At 42.1% G+C, this 7,878-nt stretch carries 13 protein-coding genes and 2 pseudogenes; 8 read left to right on the top strand and 7 right to left on the bottom strand.

Annotation, left to right across the window (positions count from 1 at the left end; all coding sequences use genetic code 11):
• The coding region (locus BUB85_RS20220; RefSeq protein ID WP_143160811.1) for an integrase core domain-containing protein at positions 1 to 294 on the top strand (294 nt) is incomplete at its 5' end.
• A gap of 26 nt (positions 295 to 320) precedes the next feature.
• On the opposite strand, the gene BUB85_RS20215 is transcribed toward BUB85_RS20220, so the two are convergent.
• The 3 genes from BUB85_RS20215 to BUB85_RS20205 form a co-directional block, all read right to left on the bottom strand.
• The gene (locus BUB85_RS20215) at positions 321 to 509 is read right to left on the bottom strand and encodes a hypothetical protein (RefSeq protein WP_441038284.1); all 189 of its coding nucleotides are present in this window, start codon (positions 507 to 509) and stop codon (positions 321 to 323) included.
• A gap of 473 nt (positions 510 to 982) precedes the next feature.
• Positions 983 to 1,966 (bottom strand): 23S rRNA (adenine(2503)-C(2))-methyltransferase RlmN, encoded by a 984-nt coding sequence (gene rlmN, locus BUB85_RS20210; protein WP_002584956.1) that lies wholly within the window; start codon positions 1,964 to 1,966, stop codon positions 983 to 985.
• Between the two features lie 16 nt (positions 1,967 to 1,982).
• Complete coding sequence (locus tag BUB85_RS20205) at positions 1,983 to 2,168, bottom strand: cysteine-rich KTR domain-containing protein (protein ID WP_003431289.1); 186 nt, start codon at positions 2,166 to 2,168, stop codon at positions 1,983 to 1,985.
• A gap of 356 nt (positions 2,169 to 2,524) precedes the next feature.
• Here BUB85_RS20205 and BUB85_RS20200 point away from each other — a divergent pair, with 356 nt between their 5' ends.
• Complete coding sequence (locus BUB85_RS20200) at positions 2,525 to 2,881, top strand: helix-turn-helix transcriptional regulator (protein WP_002584957.1); 357 nt, start codon at positions 2,525 to 2,527, stop codon at positions 2,879 to 2,881.
• Positions 2,882 to 3,082: 201 nt separating this feature from the next.
• Positions 3,083 to 3,412, top strand: a complete 330-nt coding sequence (locus BUB85_RS20195; RefSeq protein ID WP_002584958.1) for a plasmid mobilization protein — start codon at positions 3,083 to 3,085, stop codon at positions 3,410 to 3,412.
• Positions 3,413 to 3,438: 26 nt separating this feature from the next.
• Here the strand turns inward: BUB85_RS20195 and BUB85_RS22545 are convergent.
• The 3 genes and pseudogenes from BUB85_RS22545 to BUB85_RS20180 all read right to left on the bottom strand — a co-directional run.
• A pseudogene (locus BUB85_RS22545) lies at positions 3,439 to 3,546 on the bottom strand (relaxase/mobilization nuclease domain-containing protein); the annotation flags it as partial.
• The gene (locus BUB85_RS20185; RefSeq protein WP_033120022.1) at positions 3,507 to 3,836 is read right to left on the bottom strand and encodes a plasmid mobilization protein; all 330 of its coding nucleotides are present in this window, start codon (positions 3,834 to 3,836) and stop codon (positions 3,507 to 3,509) included. The gene BUB85_RS20185 and the pseudogene BUB85_RS22545, both read right to left, overlap by 40 nt.
• Before the next feature lie 230 nt (positions 3,837 to 4,066).
• Entirely contained in the window at positions 4,067 to 4,420 is a 354-nt protein-coding gene (locus BUB85_RS20180) for a helix-turn-helix transcriptional regulator (RefSeq protein WP_070470197.1), read from the bottom strand.
• A 169-nt stretch (positions 4,421 to 4,589) separates the two neighbouring features.
• On the opposite strand from BUB85_RS20180, the gene BUB85_RS20175 reads away from it, so the two are divergent.
• The 5 genes and pseudogenes from BUB85_RS20175 (at position 4,590) to BUB85_RS20155 (ending at position 7,580) form a co-directional block, all read left to right on the top strand.
• Positions 4,590 to 4,904: an ArsR/SmtB family transcription factor gene (locus BUB85_RS20175; RefSeq protein ID WP_070470194.1), complete on the top strand. Its 315-nt coding sequence runs from the start codon at positions 4,590 to 4,592 to the stop codon at positions 4,902 to 4,904.
• A gap of 81 nt (positions 4,905 to 4,985) precedes the next feature.
• Positions 4,986 to 5,999 (top strand): permease, encoded by a 1,014-nt coding sequence (locus BUB85_RS20170; RefSeq protein ID WP_070470191.1) that lies wholly within the window; start codon positions 4,986 to 4,988, stop codon positions 5,997 to 5,999.
• 31 nt (positions 6,000 to 6,030) lie between these two features.
• Positions 6,031 to 6,414, top strand: coding sequence for a thioredoxin family protein (locus BUB85_RS20165; protein WP_070470188.1), 384 nt, complete (start codon positions 6,031 to 6,033; stop codon positions 6,412 to 6,414).
• A gap of 488 nt (positions 6,415 to 6,902) precedes the next feature.
• Positions 6,903 to 7,343, top strand: a complete 441-nt coding sequence (locus tag BUB85_RS20160) for an RNA polymerase sigma factor (RefSeq protein ID WP_033120017.1) — start codon at positions 6,903 to 6,905, stop codon at positions 7,341 to 7,343.
• Positions 7,324 to 7,580: pseudogene (locus BUB85_RS20155) on the top strand (helix-turn-helix domain-containing protein). The gene BUB85_RS20160 and the pseudogene BUB85_RS20155 overlap by 20 nt, the downstream one beginning before the upstream one ends.
• 21 nt (positions 7,581 to 7,601) lie before the next feature.
• On the opposite strand, the gene BUB85_RS21920 reads toward BUB85_RS20155, so the two are convergent.
• Positions 7,602 to 7,878: hypothetical protein (locus BUB85_RS21920; protein ID WP_207648937.1), on the bottom strand; the 277-nt coding region annotated here is incomplete at its 5' end.

Genomic DNA, 7,878 nt, shown 5'->3' with positions numbered 1-7,878 from the left:
AGTGAAACCTATCGTAAGGCTCTGGCAAAATACGGTATTATTCAAAGCATGAACAGTGCTGGTGGCAGGTGCCATGATAATGCCCGATGTGAAAGCATGTGGGCCAGAATGAAAAGCGAGCTTCTCTATGACCGCTACAATACGGAAACTATGACCACAGAGGAACTGAAGGTTCTCATTTGGAGATATTTCATCAGTTACTGGAATAACAGGAGGATCTGCTCTGCTAATGGTGGGCTTCCTCCGATCATCAAGCGCCAGAGATACTATCAATCTTTGGACCTGGCTGCATAGTCAGTGATATCTTTGAGATAAATGTGTCAACCAATATTGACAATATCAAAAAGCTGCGCGAGTTCGCTTTCGCTCAAATCCGAAAAAGTAACTTCGCGTGCTGCGCGTTTCGCAAGAGTGCGGCGGTGGCTTTTCGCTTCGCCGACCAAAGTTTTCTTTGCTAATGCGTCGTACTGATGTTGTATTCTTTCCTTGTCGGAAGAAGATAGCTCCATAGAGTTCACCTCCTTCCCGCGTGGAGTAGAGGACGGGAGTTAAGGGCTTGTCCTCTCTGCCCCTTTCGCTCCGTACCCGTTCGGGAGATGGCTCTTGAGTGCGCTTTTCAGAAAAAAGTTGAAAAAAGCAAAATGCGCCCGTCCGCAAGACGCGGACGGGCGCAAAGGAAATGTAAGCAGTAGCTAAATGTATTGACAGTTCACATTCATAGCCGGAATATCCCGCTTGCGGAGCATAGCTTTTTTTGACCGCAAAGCATTAGGCGGGTTACAGTAAATAAAAATGGACACGGCGATACCTCCCCGATACCGCCGTATCCTTAAAAAAGGGCGACTTTAATACACTACCCGCAATCCATTCTATAATAGGGAACAGCGGCTTTTGCGCAATATTAAATAAAAAAGCCGATAACACATAGGTTTTTTGACCTAATGCGTTATCGGCTCTGCGTCTATGCGTCTGGCACTTTTAATCATTTTTTTTTGAATTTATTATATGTGTTAGCTAACTGTCCACAAGCCGCGTTAATCTCTCTGCCATGAGAAACTCTCATAGTAACTTCAAGTCCTGCTTGCTCTAATTGATGTTTGAATGCAACTATTTCCCGTTTCTGTGGTGCTTTAATTCTTGAATTGCTTGTTGGGTTGTATTGTAACACGTTAATCATAACTTTTTTGCCCCGAAACCATTTTGCAAGTTGTCTTACATCTGAGGGCCGGTCATTTATACCCGGTAAAAGCAAATACGCAAAGACAATTTTGCGATTATGCCTTTCAGAATAGGATAAGGCTTGCTTAACAACATCTTCAATAGCATATATGCGCATGTGAGGAATAATACGATTTCTTGCAGATTGTGTTGCTGCGTGTAAAGATATTGTCAACTGAATTTTAAGATGTTCCTCGCGCAATTTTTTTAATTGATCGACCGGACCAACTGTTGATATGGTAATGCCGTCGGTTGGAAAGTTGAGCCCATATCTATCTCGGAGAATATGGATTGCTTTTATCAAGTTGTCATAATTGAATAAAGGCTCTCCCATACCCATAAAAACGATACGGTTTACTTTTCGACGCAACAATATAATCTGTTGTACGATTTCTGACGATGTTAGATTACGAACAAAGCCATTTCGCCCGGACTCACAAAAAATACAACCAACAGGACAACCGACTTGTGTGCTCACGCAAACAGTTCCACCATCTCGCCGCTTGATAAAAACCGTTTCAATGTATTTGTTGTCTTTCAGTTCGTAAACATACTTTTCAGTATCACTGCTTTTGCAAATATTTTTTACCAACATTGATAGATTTTTTTTGCGTGGTAATTGCTTATATAATTCTTCATATAAGGCTTTTGCTTCATTCTCGCCAATAACTTCCGACATTTCTTTGTAAGTAAATCCGTATGGATCATTCCGTACTTCCGCAGGCGTATATTTAGGTAAACGTTTCATTTTTATATCCTTTCTTCTAAATAATAAAAGTTTGTTTTTCTGTATTTTTGATTACAATCTCTAATTTTTCTACATCAATGATATGCGTCAATTTGCATTTAGGGCAGAAAAGAGGAAAATCTTTTAATACAGTATTATGAAATACTTGAACTCTCGTCTTTCCGTTACAAATCGGACATTTTATCCAATATTTTTTAAGCATTATATTTCACTCGTCCTTTTTACACAAAAAAATGCACAGAGCAGTACAACAAAACTAAGGCATAGCTTGCACTATGTCTATACTATATCTATACGTCGTTAGTTTTTTGTATAGCATCCGCAAAATAAGCATGACAAAAAAGCCCATGTTGAAAATGGGAAAATCCTTTTTTTCAATGCTTATCTAATACGCATGCTATGCAACATAAACGCCGCCTCCTTTTACATAAATTTTATTTTATCAGAAAATCAGTCTACTGTCAATACACAACAGGAAGTATTTAACCTAATGATATGAATTGTGTGGACATATCCAAAAAGAAAGGTGAACTGTAAAATGTAACAGGGTGAATGAAAATGGCAAAAAGACCCGTACCATTGTACGACTTTAAGGCTTTCGGGGCAGCTATAAAAGCCGCGAGAAATGAATACGGCGAGAGCCGCAAAAAGGTAAGCGACGAGTTATATATTTCCCCGCGCTACCTTGCGAATATCGAGAACAAGGGACAACAGCCGAGTTTACAGGTATTCTATGACCTTGTAACCCGGTATCATATTTCGGTAGATCAATTTTTCTTCCCGAACAGCAATGCGGAGAAATCCACCGGGCGGCGGCAGCTTGACGCGCTGCTGGACGGTATGAGCGATAAAGGCATACGGATTGTAACCGCAACAGCAAGGGAGATAACGGAAGTCGAAAAAGCAGAGGATTAACCTCACAATATGAGAAATCGGGAGATTGCAGCGCATGGCGGCTGCAATCTTTTTTTGCGTCCAAAATCAAAGGAACGCGCAACAAATACCGCCTTTCGGTGGGGGTATGGAGTAGATAGCAAGCACAGCAAACGAGTACCCGTTTGCGGAAAATGCTTGTTGGGATAATCCCAAACCCTTATACCGAAAGGCGGTGCGGAAATGGAAAACCGAAAGAGAAATATACAGATGAAGTTTTACGTTACGGAAGAAGAAAAGCGGCTGATCGACGAGAAGATGAAGCAGCTTCCCATAAAGCAGTATGGGGCATACTTCCGTAAAATGGCGATAGACGGGTATATTCTTGTCGTTGACCGAAGCGACACAAAAGCATATATCCGGGAACTGCAAGCGGTGAGCCGGAACATCAACCAAATTGCAAAACGCGCCAATGCGACGGGGACGGTTTACAGGCAGGATATAGAGGACATTAAAAAGGCGGTGGACGAGATATGGCGGTTACAAAGACGCACCCTATTAAATCAACCTTAAAGGCTGCGATAGACTATATCTTAAATCCCGAAAGAGGACACAAGCATTTTCCCGTCCGTCTTATCTGGATTTTGGATATAGTCAAGGGCTTTGCTCAACGTGCTTTTAACAGGCTTAATCTTTGTAACCGCCATATCTCCGCAAGCACCCCCTTTATTTCCTCTATGTCCTCTTGGTAGACGCTGCCCGTCGCGTTGACACGCTTTGCAATCTGATTGACGTTGACACCGATTTTCTGTATTTCCGCTGTCATTGCCTTAATGTCGCTATGGTCTACTTGAATGATGTACCCGTCAATGGCAATCTTCCTAAGATATGCCGCCATGTTCCGGGTGGGTATGAGCTTCATTTTTTCAAGAATTAAATCCCGTTCTGCTTCCGTTACTCTGAATTTGATTTGTACCGTCCTTTTGCGCCCGTCCATGCTTTCGCTCCTTTCCGTTCCGAGGGTTTGGGACACTTCCCAACAAGCAATTTTCAACCGACGCGCCGCAGCGCAGGAGGGCGAAAATACGGAAGTGGGTACCCGCTTCCTATGCTTGCTATGAAAGTTTTTCCTTATTCCCTACTACAACGGAAAGCCCCGTTTTGCCAAACTTACGCAAAAGAAAAACGCTGCAATCTCAAAAAGATTACAACGCTTCCTAAGCCTATTCAGTTTTCGTTTTCGACTTCTGCAATTTCTTTCGCTGTTGCGGTAACAATCCGTATGCCCTTATCGCTCATGCTGTCAAGCAGCGTGTCGAGCTGCCGCCTTTGCGTCGATTTTTCCGCTGTCTTATCCGGGAAAAAGAATTGGTCTACGGATATGTCATAACGGGTTACAAGCTCATAAAAGATTTGCAGGCTTGGCTGTTGCCCTTTGTTTTCAATATTCGCAAGGTAGCGAGGGGAAATGTTCATTTCGTCGCTTACTTTCTTGCGGCTTTCATTTCTGCCTGTCCGCGCTGCTTTTATGGCTTGCCCGAAAGCTGCAAAGTCATACAAAGGTACTGGTCTTTTTGCCATAATAATTCACCCAACTACATTTTACTGTTCCTTTCTTTGCTTGGATATGCTTACACAGTACCTACTATTAGCCAAAATAATTCATATTATTGCCGGATAAAAACATATTGACAAATTTCAATTTGTGTATATAATAGTTTATAGAAGCACGTCAACAGGAGGTGAGATTATGGAACTTGATGAAAAAAAAATACCAACGATTTTCAAAGCATTTTGTGATGAAAACCGTGTTAAAATTTTGAAACTATTGCTTACAGGAGAGAAGTGTGCTTGTGTACTATTAGATGATATGCACATTACGCAACCAACGCTTTCCCACCACATGAAAATACTTTGTGATTCTGGTATAGTGATAGGACGCAAAGAGGGGAAATGGATGCACTACTCTATTTCAGAGAATGGCGTGCAGTATGCAATAGATTGTCTACAAGCGCTTATGATTACAAGTGCAGCATTTGAAAATAAGTCGTGTTGTGATAGGTAAGTTTACTTACTTTTCCGCACGACTTATCAAAACATCAACATATAGACAAATTTCAATATTTCTATTTCAAGGAGGCTATTTATGGATATGCTAAAAACAGGTTGGAACTTCTTTCAAAATGAAGTTTTAGGTATGGCATGGCTTAATCGTCTAATAGGTAATTTAATTAACGCTTGCGGATTAGACGCAACGAGCAAAATCGGTGGTAGTATTCAATTTTTTGTTTACGACACAATCAAAATCATGGTGTTGTTAGGGGTTCTGATTTTAATTATTTCATATATTCAAAGCTATTTCCCGCCGGAACGGACAAAGAAAATTCTTGGAAGGTTTCATGGTATCGGCGCAAATATAATTTCTGCGCTCCTTGGTACGGTAACGCCTTTTTGTTCTTGTTCTTCCATTCCTCTGTTTATCGGTTTTACAAGTGCAGGTCTGCCGCTTGGAGTTACTTTTTCTTTCCTGATTTCTTCTCCAATGGTTGACCTCGGTTCGCTTGTTCTGCTAATGAGTATATTTGGGTGGAAGATAGCCGTTGCTTATGTCGTGCTTGGGCTTGTGATAGCCGTTGCAGGTGGTACATTGATTGAAAAACTACATCTTGAAAGCTACGTTGAGGATTTTATAAGGGGTGGAAACAGTCTTGATGTTCCGCAGGAAGAACTACACTTCAAAGACCGTATCAAATACGCATGGGAGCAGGTTTTAGCAACAGCAAAAAAGGTTGCCCCCTATGTACTGATTGGCGTAGGTATCGGTGCATTTATCCATGATTGGATACCCGAAGATTTTATTGTCAAAGTGCTTGGTACGGGTAATCCCTTTGGCGTAATCCTTGCGACGATTGCGGGCGTTCCCATGTATGCGGATATTTTCGGCACAATTCCGATTGCAGAAGCCCTACTTGCAAAGGGCGCACAGCTTGGCGTTGTCCTGTCCTTTATGATGGGCGTTACCACGCTTTCGCTCCCGTCCGTAATCATGTTGCGAAAGGCAGTTAAGCCGAAGTTGCTCGGTATCTTCATTGCAATTTGTACCATAGGAATTATTCTTATAGGCTATTTTTTCAATGCAATTTCTTACTTGTTAATATAAGCGAATATAAAATTTTTTGGAGGTAATTATTATGACATTATTTGGTTTTGGAAAGAAGAAAGAAAAAGAAATAAACGCTCCTGTTTGTACTTGCAATGGTAACTGTTCCGTGTCTGAAACAGTTGAACCGGAAAATTTGAATAACTGTTGTCAAGACATACAAGGCAGAATTTGCTGTATCAAGGTATTAGGTTCAGGGTGTTGTCATGCTCTTTATGAGAACACACAATCCGCCGTTAAAGCAATGGGGATTTCCGTAGAAGTAGAATATATTACGGACTTGAAAAAGGTTATGGAATATGGCGTTATGAGTGTACCTGCTCTTGTTGTCAACAACAAAGTAGTATCTACGGGGAAAGTGCTGAAAACAGAAAACGTGCAAAAACTGTTACAAAAAATCGTTTCCGAAAAATAAATTTAATATCAAATTTACGCCTTATTATCAATAATTCAAATAGCGATTTAATGCTATGTAAAACAACAAAACTGCCGAATGTAGGCAGATAAAACGGCGGTTTTGAAATATTTACTCAAAACCGCCGTTTTCTTTTTGAAAAATAAGATAACGGGGGGTGTATTAAAGTCGCCCTTTTTTGAGGATACGGCGGTATCAAGGAGGTATCGCCATGTCCTTTTTCTATATCGCCATATCTTTTAGCTTATCAAAAAAAGCCCGACCGCCGCCGGGAACACTTCTACCCTCATATATGAACTGTCAAATCATCTAAATACCGCTTACAATTCCTTTGCGCTTGTCTGCATCTTGCAGACAGGCGCATTTTGCATTTTCGGGAGGTTTTTTCAAAAAAGTTTCGCTTTCATTCGGCGTTTGAAAAAATCGCCTGTATTATCCCGCGAAAAGGGGAGGTACCGCCACCTTTCAACACGAAAGGAGGTGAGAACATGGAACCTAATCGCGTGGAATTTCAGAAGCAATGTATCTTTCAAAGTTTCTGTAAACGGGTGCTGCACAACGAAGCCTGCAACGCCCACGAGGAAATCCGGCGTCGCAGAGCAAAGGAAGTGTCGTTTTCCGACCTTGCCTTGCATGAGGAACGACAGCTTTATACGCTTGATAAGTATTTTCAAGACGAAGAAGCCGAGCCGAGCTATCAGCAGGCAGGAAAGAAAATCACGCCGAAGCTGCTGCTTGAAGCAATCCGCACTTTGCCGGAAGAAAAAAGGAAAGCTATCATGCTGTACTATTTCGAGGGCATGACCGACGTGGAGATTGGAAAGTTATTCAATACGTCGCGCAGCACGATACAGTACAGACGGACAAGCTCTTTTGAAATCTTGAAGAAATATTTGGAGGAACACGCTGATGAATGGGACGAATGGTAAACAATCTGACTTCCCGGACGTTGCCCTTGTTCCCTATCCTGTCATTGTGGCAGCGACAAAGGCGACCCGGACGCTATGAAAATTGTCTTGCAGCATTTTAGTGGTTACATAGCGAGCCTTTCCATGCGGAAGCTCTGCGACGAGCGCGGAAACGTCTATTTTGGCGTTGACGAGGATATTCGCCAACGGCTGCAAGCAAGACTAATGAGGGCAATCCTCACATTTAGGGTTGAATAACTGCACCGATACCGAAACGTCTTAACCCCTTTTCCGTTTCGTATCAATCCGCAGCAGCCCCGTATGTTCCTTGACAAAGAAAGCGACGCAAGATAACGGCGACGCAGTATAGGGCAAACCGGGTACGTCCTTTTTGCGCCGAGCCATACGGAGGGTGCGCCATGACGCTATTCCTCTATCGGGAAAAGCCGAGCGAGAAACACTGATATTGTCAATATTGGTTGACACATTTATCTCAAAGATATCACTGACTATGCAGCCAGGTCCAAAGATTGATAGTATCTCTGGCGCTTGATGA

This window comes from Hespellia stercorisuis DSM 15480 (assembly GCF_900142165.1).
In the GTDB taxonomy this organism is placed as follows: Bacteria; Bacillota; Clostridia; order Lachnospirales; family Lachnospiraceae; genus Hespellia; species Hespellia stercorisuis.
Note: the sequence above shows the minus strand (reverse complement) of the source record. Positions and strands in the feature narration are given on the sequence as shown.